Genomic DNA, 15,798 nt, shown 5'->3' on the forward strand with positions numbered 1-15,798 from the left:
GCGCGTACAGATGATCCCCCTCAGCACAGGCGATCCCCTGCGCCTTGGCCCGTACCGGATCCTCGGCACCCTGGGTGAGGGCGGGATGGGAAAGGTCTACTTCGGACGGGACAACGCGGGCCGCACTGCAGCGGTCAAGGTCCTGCGTCCCGAGCTCTCCCACGACCTGCACCTGGCTCAGCGCTTCGTACGGGAGGCCGCCACCGCGCAGGCCGTGACCAGCCCCGGTGTGGCCAGGGTCCTCGGCTCGCAGGTGGAGGGAGGCCGCCCCTGGATCGCTGCGGAGTTCCTGGCGGGCCCGACGCTCGAGGAGGCCATCGAGACGTTCGGGCCACTGGACGAGGCCGGACTGCGCGCCCTCGCGGCGGCTCTCGCCCGCACGCTCCGGGACATCCACGCGGCCGGTCTCGTCCACCGTGACCTGAAGCCGTCCAACGTCGTGCTGACCTCGGCCGGTCCGCGCGTCATCGACTTCGGCATCGCCCGTCCCGAGCACGGAATGACCCTGACCACGACCGGCCAGATCCCGGTCACCCCTGGTTACGGCGCACCTGAGCAAGTGCTCGGGCAGCGGGTCGGACCTGCGGCCGACGTCTTCTCATTGGGCGCCCTACTCGCATACGCGGCGAGCGGGGTGCGAGCCTACGACGGTCCGCATGTCGCAGGCGTGCAGTACCAAGTCGTCCACGGTGAACCGGACCTGCGGTACGTCCCCGAGGGAGCCCGGGCCCTGCTGTTCCCCTGCCTGGCCAAGGAGCCGGCCCAGCGCCCTCTTCCCGCTCAACTCGTGCAGGCCTTCGCTCCTCCTCGGGGCGCGGACAGGGCTTGGCGCCGGGGTCCTCTGGCGGAGGAGATCGGACGGCGTGAGGAAGCTGCCAAGTCCGTTGCCTCGGCCTTGCAGCGAACCAGCGACACGACCCCCACTCGTCGGCGTCTGCTGGCCTCTTTGACCGGTGGAAGTGTCGCGCTCGGCGTCGCCAGTGCGGGTGCCTGGTGGAAGCTGCGCGAGCCCGCGCCGCCGAAGAAGCCGGTGATCCCGGCCGCCGCAGAGCGGCCTGTGGCCGCCATGCTCAAGCCCGATGAGGAGTTGGCCCCTCTGTGGGGCCCGATCAGCGGACCAGACATCAGGACACCGGCTCCCCTCCCCGTCCGGGACGTCGTGGTCTTCGGCTCGGCCGACGGCGGGCTGGCCGCCCACCGGGTGACCGACGGGAAGCAGAAGTGGACAGCCTCGGATGCGAGGACATCCGCGGGCGTTCTCACGGCTGCCGATCGGCTCGTGCTGGCAGCGGATGCTGCGGGATCCCTATGCGCGTTCATCGCCTCGACAGGCGAACAAGCGTGGTCGGTTCCCCTCTCCGTCAGCAAGCTCCTGGCCTCGGACGGCAAGGCGGTGTACGTGATGACCGAGGAGCGGCAGTTGCAGGCCTTCGGCGTCACCACCGGCAAGTTGCTCTGGTCGGTACCCACGCCTGTGCGGACATCCGGAGCCGAGCCTCCGGCAGCTGCAGCCTCAGACGGGCGACTGGTCCTCTTCCCGTCGGACGGCAATGTGATCGCTCTGGACACGGCCACCGGCAAGGCCGTCTGGGATCTCGACGCCCAGGGAACATCAGCGGTCATGCCTGCCGTGGTCGGTGACAAGGTCTTCCTCGGTGGCACCACGCTCACCTCGCGGTCGCTCACCGATGGAACGGAGTTGTGGAGCGTTCCTGGCGGGTCCCGCGCATGGGGGCCTCCAGCCGTCCGCGGCAATGAGGTGTACGCCGCCAACCACTACCTCCACCGGCTCCGAGCGGGCGACGGCAAGGAGGAATGGAATGTCTACGAGTCGGGCGGACACAAGGTCGATCTGCCACCCGTCGTCCAGGGGGGCACAGTCTGGATCGCCAAGGCCAATGAGAGCGGAGTGATCGCCGTGGACACCCGCTCCGGCGAGGAGATGTTGCTGCACTCTCCCGAAGACTTCGGCCTGTACACATGCGCCGGTGACGGCAATCGCGTCTTCGTCACGCACGCCGGCTCCATTGCCGCCTTTCCCGTCAGGCCCTGAACCCGGACCCAGCAGCGCGTACGGACTCTGGCTCCCCCAGGTACGCTCCCGGGCCAGTCCTCGGTCGGATCGAGTCTCGGTCGGATTCTGCCAGTTGTTTTGGCCGCCCCAGCAACGAGCAGCGGGTGATGCGGGCGTGGCGAGCGCATGGAACGTCTCAGTTTCGCGTTTCTGTCATGCCCAGCTATTCCCGCGTATCGCCGTCGGTGCCACGTTGTGGCGAGGCGAAAGAACAGGGTGGGCACCCCTCGCGCGTGCCCACCCTGAACTGCGCGTCGTATCGGGGATTACGCGAAGTAGCTGGCGGCCTTCTTGTCGCCGCCCATGTAGTCACCACCGGCCCTGGCAACGACCTGGCCGATCTGCATGAGGGCCTGGTGAATGTCCGAGGCTTCCTTGTCCCACTTGATCTGTTCCTGGACGTAGGCGGCGTGCGCCTCGCCCTCCCAGCCGGCGGCGACGGTGGCCATGGCGGTCTTGATGTCCCGCAGGTCCTCTTCGAGCTTCTTCGCCTGGTTGCCGAGTGTGGTCGCGGCAATGTCGAGGCCGTCGTACTTGACGACGAGCTCGTCGCCTGAATTCATACCCATGGTTCCCTCACCTCACGTGTAGTTGTCATTCGGCTTCCGTCTACTGGAAGCGAGCGCACAGAGCCACTCAGTAGCTGCTGATGCTCGACTTCGGCGCAGCGGTGCCGACACCGAGATCGACGTTGATGCTCTGCACGGCACGCAGGACGTCGTCCTCCGTGCCGTCCTTGATCTTCCTCGAGGCGCTCATGCCTTCGAGGAACTTCGCAAGGATGTTGCCGAGGCGCACCATGGAGGTGTTGATCTCCTGCTGCTTCACGTTGAAGGCCCCGGCGCCGATACCCTTCCACTGGCCTTCAAGGCTGTCGATGGTGCCCTGGATCTGCTGGAGCTGGCCCTTGATCGAGTTGAACTTCTCGAGCAGGTGCCTTTCGAGCTGGATTACCTGGCTGTCTGAAAGCCGCTGGCCCTGTGACACGGTTGCGTTTCCCTTCTGAACTACGGGTGTGACTTGCTGGGTTGTGCTTCACCAAGTGGTGAGAGGTGAAGTCTGTTGGCCGTGGGCTCCCGGTCAGGCGCTGCGCCGTCGGCGCGCGATCGCGTACGCCGCTCCCGCGAGGGCGACCACGAGGGCCACTCCTCCGATGACAAGACCCGACTTGCTGTCACCGTCGGTCTCCTGAGCCGCATCCTTGCTGGCGCCTGCCGCGGTCACCTCCGACCCGGGCTTGCCCTCCTGCGGCTTTGTCGAAGCCGGTGCGGAAGGCTTGGGCGAGGCGGAAGCGGTGCCACCGACCCTCTCGTTCGTGAGAGGTGTGATGTTCGGGTCCCCCGGCTTGCCCAGACCCCGGTTGATGTGGGCCCCGGGGCGGACGATGCCATGGCCGAGGTACGTGCTGATCGTGCCGGGCTTCCAATCCCGTGCCGCGGACTCGAACATGACCCGGAGGACCTGGTTGCCGTTCCAGTCCGGGTGCTTGGACCAGATGAGGGCGGCGGAGGCGGAGGCGATGGCGGTGGCGATACTGGTCCCTTGCGAGAGGCAGTAACGCGTCAATGCCTTGTCGCAGTATGTGGGGATTTCGCTGCCAGGGGCAGCGATGTCGACAAAGGCACCATGGACGGAATAGTCGCCTACATTGCCATCTGGTCCCGACGCCGCGACCGCGATCGCCTCGGGATACGCAGCCGGATACGCCTTTTTGTTGCCCTTCGTGGCCTCGTTTCCCGAGGAGGCGAAAAGCAACTTACCTTTTCGCTGAGCGTACTTCACTCCATCACGGATGGCCGTGTTGTAGTACTCGGAGCCCATCGAGACATTGATGATGTGTGCCTCGCTGTCGACAGCAGCCCGGATGGCCTGCTCCATGTCGAAGGCATTCACCTTCTCCTGGTTCTGCAGTTCGGTGTCGGACACGCGATACGGGATGATCTTGGCTCCCGGGGCCAGGCCTTTGAGGCCTCCACCCTTCCCGGTGCCGGCGATGAGCTCAGCCATCGACGTACCGTGCCCGTCAAAGTCATCCGAGGCCTCACCCGCAGCTCCGCTGAAGTCCACTCCCTTGAGAACCTGTCCCTTGAGAGACGGTGTAGAAGGATTGACGCCACTGTCGATTACCGCGACCTTGATGCCCTCACCTGTTGAGGTTTTCCAGATCTTCTCAGCGGTCATGGCTTCCAGGTACCACTGCCTCGACTGAGGGTCGGTGATGGGCGCTGCCGCGGCGGTACCGCCGACACTCACCGACCAAGCGGCGGTCAAGGCTACGGCGTAGAGCACTCCGCGCCGGTAGCCATACAGCGCATTGCGCCGAAATACCTGGTTCATTACTGGCGTCACCTTGACTTCCGAGTCTTCCGGATGGCTAGTCGATCACCGGGGGCACAGCGCCTTGCCGCCGTCCAGCCCACGTCTTTTCGTCTTCGGTCAGGTAGTCGGGGCGCGTAGAGCCCGTCTGCTCCTGGCCCTCGTCACGGGACTGGCGCCTGCCCGAGCGGCCGACGCCCCCAGTGCCCGTTACCCCTCCGCGCGGGGTCCCGACGACGCCGTTCGCGCTGGGCGTGCCTCGCCCTGAGGGACGTGCAGAGTTGTTACCCACGGCACCGACGACCCCGGACTGGCTAGGCCTCGCCGCCGTAGAACGGCCCGTGGTCGAGCCCTCTGCCCCAATGACCGTGGCCCTGGGAATGCGCGATCCGATGGATCCGGTGGTCGCACGTTGAGGCGTACCACCGACGATCCCGTTCGAATGACCGGCACGAGGAGTGCTAGTGCCGCCCTGACGCCCGGAGGTGGTCTGCCCTGGCATGCCGGCGCTACGGCCGGTCACGGGACCGCTGCCGTCCGACGCGGGGCGGCCCGTGGCCTGGTGAGCGCCCGGCATCCCGGGGCGCCCGACCGTGGGGCCGGTGGAGCGCCCGGTTGACGATGTCGGCCCGTTCGTGGGTGTTGTCGCCCGCCCGACTGCTGGACCGGTTCGCCCTGTCTGGCCAGGTCCGCCAGTCCCCGTGACGGGAGAGCGGCCGAGCGTGGGTTTGCCCTGGCTACCACCGCTCCGGGGTGCACCCGGTGCGCCCTGGGCGCGGGACGGGGTGGGGCGTACGGGACCGAAGTTCGTAGGCATCGGAAGAGGGTTGCCAGTGACCGGGCCGGTCGGGCCGGTCGAGGGTGGCGCTACCGGGGCCGGGGCAGGAGCGGGGGCGGGAGGGGCCAGCACGCTGTCGATCTGCACTGACGTGCTGGGGCCCGCCATGTCGGCCGGCTTACCCGTGAGTTCCGGCCGTGCCGAGCCGGTGTCAGTACCGACCTCCGGACGATCAACGCTCGGCGACACCGAGGAAGTCCTTGACCAGCCCGGCTCAGCGGCTCCGAATGCTCCGGTGGATGCGTCCGCTTTCACCGCCGTCGGCATCGGCACTGCCGCCTTGTACGCCGCCGGCGGCTCCGGGAGCACCTGAGAAGCCAGCGTCGACTGCGAGATCGCGTAGTACGACCCCAGTCGGTTCATCTGGTTGATGGCTTCCTGTCGGTCCTTCTCGACCTTGACGGCCTTCTGGTACTTCGGGTTGCTCTCCTGGCGTTCCGCCGCACTCAACTGGTGCGGCTTCTTCTGCTCGTCGGCAGGGCGGTCGTCGCGCGGCGGCATGGCGTTGCGTACCGAGGCGAGGCCCGTACTGGCGACCTTCATCTGGGCGCCGACGACGTTGGCGAGCGTGGCGACATCCCACGCGTAACGGACCACCTCGTGTCCGTACGTCCGGAATGCGGCGGCTCCCTCACCCTCCCACTCGGTGGCCTTGACGAAGTCGCCCAGATCCTTGGCCGCGGCGTTGATGGCGACCGTCGCCTTTTCCAGAGCGTCGCCGGCGTGCTCCAAGTCGGCCGGGTTGGCCGGCTCGACCATGTCGAGCAGTTCGTTGAGCTGCTTACCGTCGAAGGCGGTCTTGCCCAGCGCGACATAGCCAGTGCCAGGGCCGAAAATGTCGATGAGATCCGACACGCCCCCCGTCATGTCGACGAAGGCAGCCTGTTGCTGGACCAGGCCGTCGGTCTTCCGCTGCGCCTCCTCATGCTCCTGCGGGGTCAGCGGCTTCTTCGGCTGCTTCTCTTCACTCATCACCCGTTACCCCAGTCCCTGTTTGACGCCCTTGTCACCGCTGAGAGGTTGGTCGGAGGGCGCTGCGGCAGGCTTGTCGCCCTGCTTCGCGCGCTCCGCCTGTTCCTTGAGCGCGAGCGCGGCCTCCCGCTCCTCCGAGAGGCGGGCCTGAATCTCGTGGAAGCGGCGACGCTGCGCCTCGTCCACGTTGTCGTAGCCGACGTCGGCCGCGTGCACGCCGATGGCCAGCAGCTCGATCTGGTCGCCCAGGGACTTCGACAGGGAGACCAGGGCCTTGTGGACCCGGTTGTACTGCAAGTAGAAGCCTTGGGCGTCATCGAATTTGTCGCCGCCGAACGAGGTACGCGTCACCCGTTCCGCCGCGACCTTGGCAGCGCCCCCGTCTCCGCCTTCCAGCTGCGTGAGCACCGCGTCGACACGCGACCGGAACGTGATCAGCGCGTCCACTCCGAGCTTGAGGTCACCTGCCATGACCGCCCCCGTAACCCACTCCGTCGAGCACGATGCTCAATCCTCCCCGTTTGCTTCTGCTGACACTCAGTGCCGTGGTCACTCTAGTCACTGGCTCTGACAGCCCCAAGCGCCTTGTTCGTCACGCCACTTCCCTCCCGTGCGGCGATGAGCGCGCGACCCGTCTCGCACGGCGCCGGGAGTCCCGTAGGGTCACCGCGGCGCCGGCGATGGCCGCGACCAGGACGCCGCCGCCGATCACCACGTACGTCGCGAGGCGGGCGTTGCGCTGGTCCGGGGTTTCGCCGAGGTGGAGTTCGGCCGGGGTGGGGGGCTCGGCGCGGGAGACTCCCTCGTGGGCGACCGGGGCCTCGATGGGCTTGTCGTCCTCGGTGAGGGCACGGACCGGGTCGACGACGCCCCAGCCGACGAGGCGGTCGTGGCCGGCGACGGACCGTTCGGCGGTCTGCTGGATCTGGGCGACGATCTGCTTCCCCGTCCAGTCCTTGTGCTTGGCCTTGATGAGGGCGGCGAGGCCCGCGACGTACGGGGCGGAGAAGCTGGTGCCGTTGTCCGCGCAGTGGCCGCCGCCGGGAACGGTGGAGACCATGTCCACGCCCGGCGCGGCGATCCCGACGAAGTCGCCGGACTGGGAGAAGGGCGCCCGCTCGTTGTTGCGGTCGGAGGAGGCCACGGCCAGGACTCCGTCGTACGAGGCCGGGTAGGTCCGCTTGACGTTGCCGCCCAGGCCGTCGTTGCCGGCCGAGGCCACGACGACGATCTCCTCGGCCAGGGCGTCGTTCACCGCCTCCTTCAGCTCGGGGGCGGGTTCCACCGCCTTGGCCGTGTCCTGCGAGATGTTGATGACGTCGGCTTCTTCGTCGATGGCGTGCCTGATGGCGGACGCCAGGGTCTCGGCGGTGCCGTGGCCCTCGGCGTCGTTCTGCTGGATGGGGATGATGGTGGCGTCGGGTGCGAGGCCCACGAAACCGGTGCCCTTGGCCGGGCGGGCGGCGATGATGCCGGCGACCTTGGTGCCGTGGCCCACCGTGTCCGTGGTGCCGTCCTCCTTGCCACGCTCGATCTCGTTGCCGTTGTCGTCCTTGAGGTCCTTGGGGAGCAGGTTGACGCCGCTTCCGGTGTCCACTGCCTTGGCCAGCTGAGGGTGCTTGACGTCGACACCGGTGTCGATGACGGCGACCCGCACCCCCTTGCCGGTGGACTGCTTCCACACCTCGTCCAGCAGCACCCGCTGGAGGGACCAGGGCCGGCCCTCGTACGGCTTGCCGGGGAAGGTGCACTGGGTGCCGTCGGCCACGGCGGGGCCGGCGGGTACGGCTACGAGGGTGAGCGCGCCGGCGGCCGCGGCCGTCAGCAGGCGTCGGTACGTGGAGGTCATGTGCGCACCGGTCCTCAGGAGCCCTGCGGCTGACGGGCGGCCCCGGTGGACAGCCGGGGGCCGGTCGGGAGGAAGGCCGACCAGGCCGCGGGGACCGGCACCGGGTCGACGCCCTTGTAGCCGAGGCGGTTCTGGGCCTGCTGTGCCTCGTGCTGCCGAGCCTGCTTCTCCTCCTTGGAGCCGGACGAACCGATCCCGGAGTCGGCCGTGGCGCTGTCGCCGTTGGACTGCATGGCGTAACGCAGTCCAGTGTCGGTGACGAGGAAGAGGAAGCCCGAGTCCGTGGTGGACCCCTTGAACTGCCGGAACAGCTGGCCGGAGCCGGGGGTGACGTAGGCACTGCTGGAGCCGGTCGGCAGGGTCGCCGGGAAGTCGGTGCCCGCCCAGGTGCTGAGCGAGGTCGCGCCGGTGTCGCCGTCCACCTCGCGCAGGACGTTGCACACGGTGTTACGGCTTCCCTCGGCGATACCTGCCTCGTTGACGGGCTTCGGGGCGGACCGGGGCCACTTCTTGTCCTTGCCGAACGCCTCGCCCGGCTCGAAGGCTCCGGCGCTGACCGACTTCGCCTGGCCGGCCTGCCCCAGCTCGATCAGCTCCCTGCTGTTGAGCAGGAGCTTCGCCGTGAAGTCGGAGATCGGAGCGACCCGTCCCTTGAGGACGACGTACTGCTGCTTCTTCGTCCCGTCCGTGGCGGTGAGGACCATGCCCACCGCGTTGTCCTCGGGGTCGAGCAACCCGTCGACACCGGCGGGCTCCCCGGCCTGACCGGGGACGGTGGGGAAGGTGATGGTGTCGCCCTTGTGGAGGGTGTCCAGCCAGGCGGCGGACACCCGTTGGGCGGCACGCCCCTGACCGACGAGCTGGCGCAGGAGCAGTTCGTCCTTCTCCACCGGGTACGCGGTGCCGCCGGCGTCGACGACGTAACGGGTCTTGTCCGGGCCCTCGACGTAGAGCAGCTCTCCGCCGCGCAGGCGGTTCGCTCCCTCGGTCCTGCCCTTCTCGCGGTCGGCGAAGACGAACGCGGCCTTCTGGATGGCCCGGCCGCCCTCTCCGGGCCGCTCGCAGACCGCCCAGCGCTTGGCGGCGCCGGCCTCCTTGGGGTCGGGCAGCCGGTCGGGGGCGTAGGGGATGCCGAGGGTGGCGCCGTGCGGGATTCTGCCGCTGTCGAGCACCGACTCGTCGACGTTGATGACCTTGCCCTTGTCGGGGTTGAGCAGGAGCTTGGCGGAGGACATGTTCAGGACCGGGTGGAGCTGGGTCTTGCCACCGGTCTTCAGCACCACGTACCGGGTGGTCGACTTGCTGGCGATGATGACGTTCTCGCCCGGGGCGTCCCACTGCCGCGGCGCCACCGGCTTGAACATGCCCCAGGCGGCGAAGACCGCGAGGATCACCACCCCGGCGATGGCTCCGGGCGCCACCGCGCGCAGGGGGCGCGGCGCGCCCTCCTCCGACCCGGTGGTGTTCGGCTGCACGAACTGCGCAATGAGCCTCCGCTTTGCGAAGGTGTAGGCGTTGAGTTCGTCCCGTCGTGATGCCATTTGTCCGCTGCCCCTCATCCCCTCTGGGCGCCCAGGTTCCCACACGCATCGAAACCCGCGGCCGTCGCGCCGCGCACTACTATGCCTGCCGGTACCTGTAGCCCCCCGCTCAGGTAGGGTGATCGCCCGGTCAACGCCCATGGGATTTTGGCGAATGCGGACACGAGGGGGCAACGCGGCGATGGGTACGGCGACGCGCGCGCGCAATGGGCGGAGTACCGGACGAGCTCCCGACCGTTCCCGACGGCAACGGAGTAACGCCCGTCCGTCGCCCCGGGTTCCGGAGGCTCCGGCGACGACGACGCCGCGCCCCCTGACACGCACCGGCCGTGTCGGTCCGCTCCAGCTGCGGCAGTTGGTGCTCATGGAGGCGGCGCTGGCCCTGGCCGCGGTCGGTGTCGCGCTCGGCGGGCTCTGGCTCGTCCCGACGTGCGCCGTGGCCTGCCTGCTGGTGCTGTTCGCGGTGATCCGCCGCAGGGGCCGGGCACTTCAGGACTGGCTCTCCACCGCACTCGCCCTGCGCGCGCGCAGGCGCGGCGCCACCGCTCCCCTCCCGGACGCCGACCCCTCGCTGGCCGGCGTCGCGGAGAACGTGCCGGGCTTCCGGCCGTTCCCGTACGTCGACCGGAACCGCCGTACCGTCGGCATGCTCGGCGACGGCACCTTCCTGACCGCGGTCGTACGGATCGAGACGCACGGGACCGGGTTGCGCCCCGCTTCCGGCGCCCGCGCGCTGCCCCTGTCCGTCCTGGCGGAAGCCCTCAAGGTCGACGACATCGTCCTGGAGTCCGCGCAGTTGGTGCAGCAGGTGCGCCCGGCTCCCGCTCCGCACCTGCCGCAGCAGGCCGTGGCGCGCCTCTCCTACGCTCCCCTGCACGAGCGGACCGGCGCCCCCGCACTGCGCATGACGTGGGTGGCCGTCAAGCTCGACCCCGAGCTCTGCGCGGAGGCCGTGAAGGCGCGTGGCGGCGGCCTCGAAGGGGCGCAGCGCTGCCTGGTGCGCGTGGCGGACCACGTGGCGAGCCGGCTGACCGGAGCGGGGTTCCAGGCGGTGGCCCTGGACCAGGAGGAGCTCAACTCCACGGTGGCCACTGCTTCTTGTGCGAACCCCCGCCTGGCGGGGCGGGCGTCACAGCCCGGTGCGACGCCCCAGCGCCGTACGGCCGAGACGTCACGCGTCTGGCGGTGCGACGACCGGTGGCACACCACGTACGCGGTCGGCCGCTGGCCCGAGCTGGGCCGGGGCGCGACGCCGCTGCCCAAGCTGGTGTCCCTCCTCACCTCCGTCCCGGCGTACGCGACCACCGTCAGCTTCACCCTCCGCCGCGGCACGCGCCAGGGAGCGATGAACATCCTCAGCCACATCCGCATCACCGGCGGCTCCGACACCGAACTCGTGGGCGTACGACGGGCGCTGGAGCAGGCCGCGCGCTCGGCGAAGGTCGGCCTGCGCCGACTGGACCGCGAGCAGCTCCCGGGCGTCCTGGCGACGCTGCCGTTGGGGGGTACCCGCTGATGGCCCGCACTCCTTCCGTACGCGGCATGCGCGGGCTGTTCGGCCCGGATCACGCGGGCCACAGCGTGGCCACCGACCACCTGGGCGTGCTGGCCCTGCCGGTCGGGGACGACGGTGTGGTGATCGGCGACGACGCGGAGGGCCACCCGCAGCTGATCGGGTTCCACCGTTCGACGCCGTACGACGTCCTCCTGATCGGCGGCCTGTGGACGGCGCAGGTGCTGGCCCTGCGCGCGGCGGGCACCGGCGCGCGGGTGGCGGTGGAGACCGGACGCCCTCGGGAGTGGACCACTCTGGCGCAGTCCGCGGGCGCCGGGCTGGAGTGCGTCACCCTCCACGAGGTCGGCCGCGTCCCGCCCCTGGGCGCGACCGTGGGCAGCCCGGTCGTCGTGGTGCGCGACTGCGGCATGCGGCCGCCCCGCGGGCGTGTCGTGTCGTCGCCGTGGCAGTCCGTGCTGACGCTGCTGCCGTATCTCAGCCCTGTGGCGCCCCGTTTGATGCGGATGTCCACGCTCGTGGGCGTGCAGCGCGTCTCACCCGAGGAAGCGCGGCAGATCGGCCGGATACTGGGTCTGCACCGGACCGAGACGGAGGCGCTGCCGACCCTGGCGGACGGCGTGACCCTGTGGTGCGCCGGACGCGAGCGGCACTGGGTGATGACCAGCGCCACGGACGCGGAGTCCGGCCTGCTGGGTATGCCCCGCCGGATCGACTGAACCCCGCCGCCTCTCACTCCCCCGGGTGATGTACGTCCACGGCGGACGCGGCGGCAGTACCGAGGGCGGGCTCGCGGAACGGCGTACCGCTCCGTGCGCCGCTCGGTGCACGGATAAGTGCGCCGGTCCGTGCACGGATAAGTGCGCCGGTCCGTGCGCGGATACGCGCGCCGATCTGTGTACCGATCCGTGGAAGCGCTCCGTCCACCAGGGCCGGGCTGACCTAGGATACCGATGGTGACGTTTGGGGCACAGACAACTACGCGCCGCCACAGGGCGTTTGGATGGCGCCCGTTGTTCCAGCCGGCCGTGATCGAAGGGAACCGCGATGGGCACCGCAGAGGAGAAGGACAAGCTGTACGCACTCGACATTTCCGGCGTCGAGTGGCACGGCGCCCCGGGCACGAGCGCGGACGAGGAGCGCGTGGAGATCGCGTACCTCCCGGACGGAGCCGTCGCCATGCGCTCGTCCCTGGACCCCGAGACGGTCCTGCGGTACACGGAGGCCGAATGGCGGGCGTTCGTGCTCGGCGCGCGTGATGGCGAGTTCGACCTGCGCTGAGGTCGCGCTGACACCTGCGCCGCATCCTGCGCCGTAGGCCTGCGCCGAGAGCTCGTGTTCGTCGTACGGGGTGACAGGCGTCCGCCGGGGAAGCCGGTCACGGGCGGCGGTCCGGGCCCGGGCCCCCGGGGCGAGGCCGGATCGTTGGGTCCGCCCGTCGGCCGGGAGGGGCCGCCCCGCTTCCGGTGAATTACGCCGGTTTACTCCGCTCTGTTCCTCACGCTCCGCCGTAGCCGGGTCACATGAGGGCAGTACGCGGGACGCCCGGCGCGGGCCTACGACGGGCGGGCCTGCCGGGCGGGCGGTGTTGGCGATTAGGGTGGGTGAGGGCGCGGTGCAGACATGCGGGCATGTCGCCACGCCCCCGGGGGAGAGCCGGGCCGATCGGAACAACGGTGGCCCCCACCCACGACGGCACAAGGGTGCTCGACCACACCAGGAGGCAAAGTGAACGGCGATCGGGACGACATCCACGGGAGCTGGAGCATTCCCGTCGAGGAGTCCGACGCGGATCCCGCCGAGATGACGGGTGAGTTCACCATCGACTACACCCCGCCCGCCTGGTACACGCAGAACGCGGGGGACACGTCGTCGGGCGGTGGCGCGGCCACCCCACCGGCCACCCAGCCGGTCACGCCTCCCCCGCCTCCGCACGGGGCGGCCCCGGTGGCCGTGCCGGGTTCCCCGGAGCCGCGGAGCGACAGCCCGGAGCAGGACTGGAGCCCGGGTACGCCTCCCCCGGCCGCTCCGCCGACTCCTCCGGCCACCCCCGCCGCCCCGGTGGCTCCGCCGGCTGCCCCCGCTCCCGCCGAGCCCGCTCCGGTCGGGGCCGTTTCGGCCGAGGGGTCTCCGGTCGAGGGGTCCCCGGTCGAGGCCGCTTCGGCCGAGCAGGGGGCGACGGGCGGGCAGCCGTTCGGTGGCGGTGACGTGGAGAGCGGCGCCACCATGCGCTTCTCCCCGGCCGCGTTGAAGCGGGAGATGGCCGAGATCGCGGAGCGGGAGGCGGCGAAGCCGGCGGACGGAGCCGCAGGCGCCCCCGAGGGCCCGCACGCGGGTGAGGGCCAGGCCGCCGAAGCCGGTGCTCCGGTGGACGACGCCGCCGGTACGGACGCGGCCGGTGAGACCGACGCCTCCGGAGCCGGGGCGGAGGAGGCCGGGGCGGAGGAGGCCGGGGCCCAGGAGCCGCCGGGCGAGGCCGCGGACGCGGTGGCCGATCCCGCGCCCCAGGGCGCCGCGCCGCAGCACACCGCGCCGCACGCCCACGCACCCGTGCCCGCGCCCGAACCCGCGCAGGCGTGGGCTCCGCCGCCGCCCGCCCAGCAGGGGCCGGGGCTCCCGCCGCTGCCCCCCGCGTTCCAGCCGGCCGCGCCGACGGGCACGCCGACGGGCGCGCAGCAGTGGCCCGCAGCGTCGGCACCGGCACCGGAGCCGACAGCTCCGGCAGCGCCCGCCGTGCCGCTGCCGCCGCAGGCGGCCCCCCAGGGCGGGTACGGCTTCCCCCACCCGGGGCAGCCGCACCCCGGGCAGGCACAGGCTCAGGGCGGGTACGGCTTCCCCCACCCCGGACAGCCGCAGCCCGCGCAGCCATACCCCGGACAGCCGCAGCCCGACGCCGCCGCACCCCAGGGCGGGTACGGCTTCCCCCACCCCGGGCAGCCGCAGCCGCAGCCGCAGCAGCCTTCCGCTCCCGCACCGCAAGGCGGGTACGGGTTCCCGCAGCAGCCCCAGCCCGGCCGGCAGCCCGCGCACCCCCACCCCCACCCCCACCAGCAGCCGCACCAGCCACCACAACAGCAGCCGCAACACCCTCAGCAGCCGCCCGTCGACCCCAGGACCGGGGGCGCCTGGCCCACCTCCGTCACGCACGACCAGCGCGAGCGGTCCGTGCCCGGGGCGCCCCTCGGCTACACGGCGGCCGTCGAGCTGTCGTCCGACCGGCTGCTGCGCAACAACAAGCAGAAGGCCAAGTCGAGCCGTAACCCCTCCGCCGCGGCGCGCTTCAAGCTCGGCGGCAAGAAGGAGGAGGCGGAGCGGCAGCGCAAGCTGGAGCTGATCCGTACGCCGGTGCTGTCCTGCTACCGGATCGCGGTCATCTCCCTCAAGGGCGGCGTCGGCAAGACGACGACCACCACCGCCCTGGGCGCCACCCTGGCGACCGAGCGGCAGGACAAGATCCTCGCGATCGACGCCAACCCGGACGCCGGTACGCTCGGCCGGCGCGTGCGCCGCGAGACCGGGGCCACCATCCGCGACCTCGTCCAGGCGATCCCGTACCTCAACTCGTACATGGACATCCGCCGCTTCACCTCGCAGGCACCCTCCGGCCTGGAGATCATCGCCAACGACGTGGACCCGGCCGTCTCGACGACGTTCAACGACGAGGACTACCGGCGGGCGATCGACGTCCTGGGCAAGCAGTACCCGGTCATCCTCACCGACTCCGGCACCGGGCTGCTCTACAGCGCGATGCGCGGTGTACTGGACCTCGCCGACCAGCTGATCATCATCTCGACCCCGTCCGTCGACGGTGCGTCCAGCGCGTCGACGACGCTCGACTGGCTGTCCGCGCACGGATACGCCGAGCTGGTGCAGCGCTCGATCACCGTGATTTCCGGTGTCCGCGAGACCGGCAAGATGATCAAGGTCGACGACATCGTGCAGCACTTCGAGACGCGTTGCCGCGGAGTGATCGTGGTGCCGTTCGACGAGCACCTGGCGGCCGGTGCCGAGGTGGACCTCGACATGATGCGGCCGAAGACACGGGAGGCGTACTTCAACCTCTCCGCGATGGTCGCCGAGGACTTCGCACGGGCGCAGCAGGCGCAGGGGCTGTGGACCGGCGACGGTCATGGCTCCATGCCCCCGCAGATGGCACCGCCGGTGCCGGGCCAGGCCATGCCCGGACCGCAGCCCACGCCGGGGCAGCAGCCGATGCCCGGCCAGCCGTACCCGCCCCAGCAGCCGATGCCGGGTCAGCCGTACCCACAGCAGGGATGGCAGCCGTACCAGCAGCCCGGCCTGCCCATGCCCCCGGCGCAGAATCCCCAACAAGCGCCCCAACCCCCCCAAGCCCCCCAAGCCCCCCAAGCCCCCCAGCCTCAGCACCCGCCCCACCCCCAGCAAGCACAGGACCCGCAACACCCCCAGCATCCGCAACACCCCCAGCACCCCCAGCAGCCGCAGCCCGGATGGCCGCAGCAGCAGCCTCCGCAGGCGCCGCCAGCCCCTCAGCAGTAGCGCGACAGAGGACTGGACCAATGAGGGCCCGCACCGTCACCACGGTGCGGGCCCTTCCTGCGTTTCCGCAGTACACAACGGGTTTGACACTTCGTCGGCGGATCGCTGACGGATCGTTGACGCGGCTCCGTCCCCGCTGATAAACCTTCGCTTCACCAGCTGGCGCCCCAAGATCGA

General features: G+C 70.4%; 12 protein-coding genes. 5 read left to right on the forward strand and 7 right to left on the reverse strand.

What is annotated here, in order from left to right; all coding sequences use genetic code 11:
- Positions 1-10 precede the first annotated feature (10 nt).
- A complete protein-coding gene (locus ABD347_RS28565) occupies positions 11-2,053 on the forward strand; it encodes an outer membrane protein assembly factor BamB family protein (protein WP_344366628.1) in 2,043 nt (680 codons plus the stop codon).
- Positions 2,054-2,340: 287 nt separating this feature from the next.
- Here the strand turns inward: ABD347_RS28565 and ABD347_RS28570 are convergent, their stop codons facing one another.
- The 7 genes from ABD347_RS28570 to eccB form a co-directional block, all read right to left on the reverse strand.
- Complete coding sequence (locus ABD347_RS28570) at positions 2,341-2,643, reverse strand: WXG100 family type VII secretion target (RefSeq protein ID WP_344366630.1); 303 nt, start codon at positions 2,641-2,643, stop codon at positions 2,341-2,343.
- A 67-nt stretch (positions 2,644-2,710) separates the two neighbouring features.
- Positions 2,711-3,061: a WXG100 family type VII secretion target gene (locus tag ABD347_RS28575; RefSeq protein ID WP_344366632.1), complete on the reverse strand. Its 351-nt coding sequence runs from the start codon at positions 3,059-3,061 to the stop codon at positions 2,711-2,713.
- A gap of 93 nt (positions 3,062-3,154) precedes the next feature.
- Complete coding sequence (locus ABD347_RS28580; RefSeq protein WP_344366634.1) at positions 3,155-4,411, reverse strand: S8 family serine peptidase; 1,257 nt, start codon at positions 4,409-4,411, stop codon at positions 3,155-3,157.
- Between the two features lie 37 nt (positions 4,412-4,448).
- Positions 4,449-6,200 (reverse strand): hypothetical protein, encoded by a 1,752-nt coding sequence (locus ABD347_RS28585; protein ID WP_344366636.1) that lies wholly within the window; start codon positions 6,198-6,200, stop codon positions 4,449-4,451.
- A gap of 6 nt (positions 6,201-6,206) precedes the next feature.
- Positions 6,207-6,671: a hypothetical protein gene (locus ABD347_RS28590; protein WP_344366637.1), complete on the reverse strand. Its 465-nt coding sequence runs from the start codon at positions 6,669-6,671 to the stop codon at positions 6,207-6,209.
- A gap of 121 nt (positions 6,672-6,792) precedes the next feature.
- Positions 6,793-8,049, reverse strand: a complete 1,257-nt coding sequence (mycP, locus tag ABD347_RS28595) for a type VII secretion-associated serine protease mycosin (protein WP_344366638.1) — start codon at positions 8,047-8,049, stop codon at positions 6,793-6,795.
- Positions 8,050-8,063: 14 nt separating this feature from the next.
- The gene (gene eccB / locus ABD347_RS28600; RefSeq protein ID WP_344366640.1) at positions 8,064-9,590 is read right to left on the reverse strand and encodes a type VII secretion protein EccB; all 1,527 of its coding nucleotides are present in this window, start codon (positions 9,588-9,590) and stop codon (positions 8,064-8,066) included.
- A 181-nt stretch (positions 9,591-9,771) separates the two neighbouring features.
- On the opposite strand from eccB, the gene eccE reads away from it, so the two are divergent.
- From eccE to ABD347_RS28620, 4 genes are all read left to right on the forward strand, one after another.
- A complete protein-coding gene (gene eccE, locus ABD347_RS28605) occupies positions 9,772-11,106 on the forward strand; it encodes a type VII secretion protein EccE (RefSeq protein ID WP_344366906.1) in 1,335 nt (444 codons plus the stop codon).
- Positions 11,106-11,822: a hypothetical protein gene (locus tag ABD347_RS28610; RefSeq protein WP_344366642.1), complete on the forward strand. Its 717-nt coding sequence runs from the start codon at positions 11,106-11,108 to the stop codon at positions 11,820-11,822. Before eccE ends, ABD347_RS28610 begins: the two co-directional genes overlap by 1 nt.
- A 328-nt stretch (positions 11,823-12,150) precedes the next feature.
- Complete coding sequence (locus ABD347_RS28615; protein WP_344366643.1) at positions 12,151-12,384, forward strand: DUF397 domain-containing protein; 234 nt, start codon at positions 12,151-12,153, stop codon at positions 12,382-12,384.
- 447 nt (positions 12,385-12,831) lie between these two features.
- The gene (locus tag ABD347_RS28620; protein ID WP_344366645.1) at positions 12,832-15,621 is read left to right on the forward strand and encodes an SCO5717 family growth-regulating ATPase; all 2,790 of its coding nucleotides are present in this window, start codon (positions 12,832-12,834) and stop codon (positions 15,619-15,621) included.
- The last annotated feature ends 177 nt before the right edge of the window (positions 15,622-15,798 follow it).

Origin of the sequence: Streptomyces gobitricini (assembly GCF_039532985.1) — a bacterium.
In the GTDB taxonomy this organism is placed as follows: Bacteria; Actinomycetota; Actinomycetes; order Streptomycetales; family Streptomycetaceae; genus Streptomyces; species Streptomyces gobitricini.

Bases quoted from the DNA above. Each gene is read 5' to 3' on its own strand.
- eccB (WP_344366640.1), bottom strand. From the start codon at position 9,590: ATGGCATCACGACGGGACGAACTCAACGCCTACACCTTCGCAAAGCGG.
- ABD347_RS28565 (WP_344366628.1), top strand. From the start codon at position 11: ATGATCCCCCTCAGCACAGGCGATCCCCTGCGCCTTGGCCCGTACCGG.
- ABD347_RS28615 (WP_344366643.1), top strand. From the start codon at position 12,151: ATGGGCACCGCAGAGGAGAAGGACAAGCTGTACGCACTCGACATTTCC.
- ABD347_RS28580 (WP_344366634.1), bottom strand. From the start codon at position 4,411: ATGAACCAGGTATTTCGGCGCAATGCGCTGTATGGCTACCGGCGCGGA.
- ABD347_RS28570 (WP_344366630.1), bottom strand. From the start codon at position 2,643: ATGGGTATGAATTCAGGCGACGAGCTCGTCGTCAAGTACGACGGCCTC.
- ABD347_RS28590 (WP_344366637.1), bottom strand. From the start codon at position 6,671: ATGGCAGGTGACCTCAAGCTCGGAGTGGACGCGCTGATCACGTTCCGG.
- eccE (WP_344366906.1), top strand. From the start codon at position 9,772: ATGGGTACGGCGACGCGCGCGCGCAATGGGCGGAGTACCGGACGAGCT.
- mycP (WP_344366638.1), bottom strand. From the start codon at position 8,049: ATGACCTCCACGTACCGACGCCTGCTGACGGCCGCGGCCGCCGGCGCG.
- ABD347_RS28585 (WP_344366636.1), bottom strand. From the start codon at position 6,200: ATGAGTGAAGAGAAGCAGCCGAAGAAGCCGCTGACCCCGCAGGAGCAT.
- ABD347_RS28610 (WP_344366642.1), top strand. From the start codon at position 11,106: ATGGCCCGCACTCCTTCCGTACGCGGCATGCGCGGGCTGTTCGGCCCG.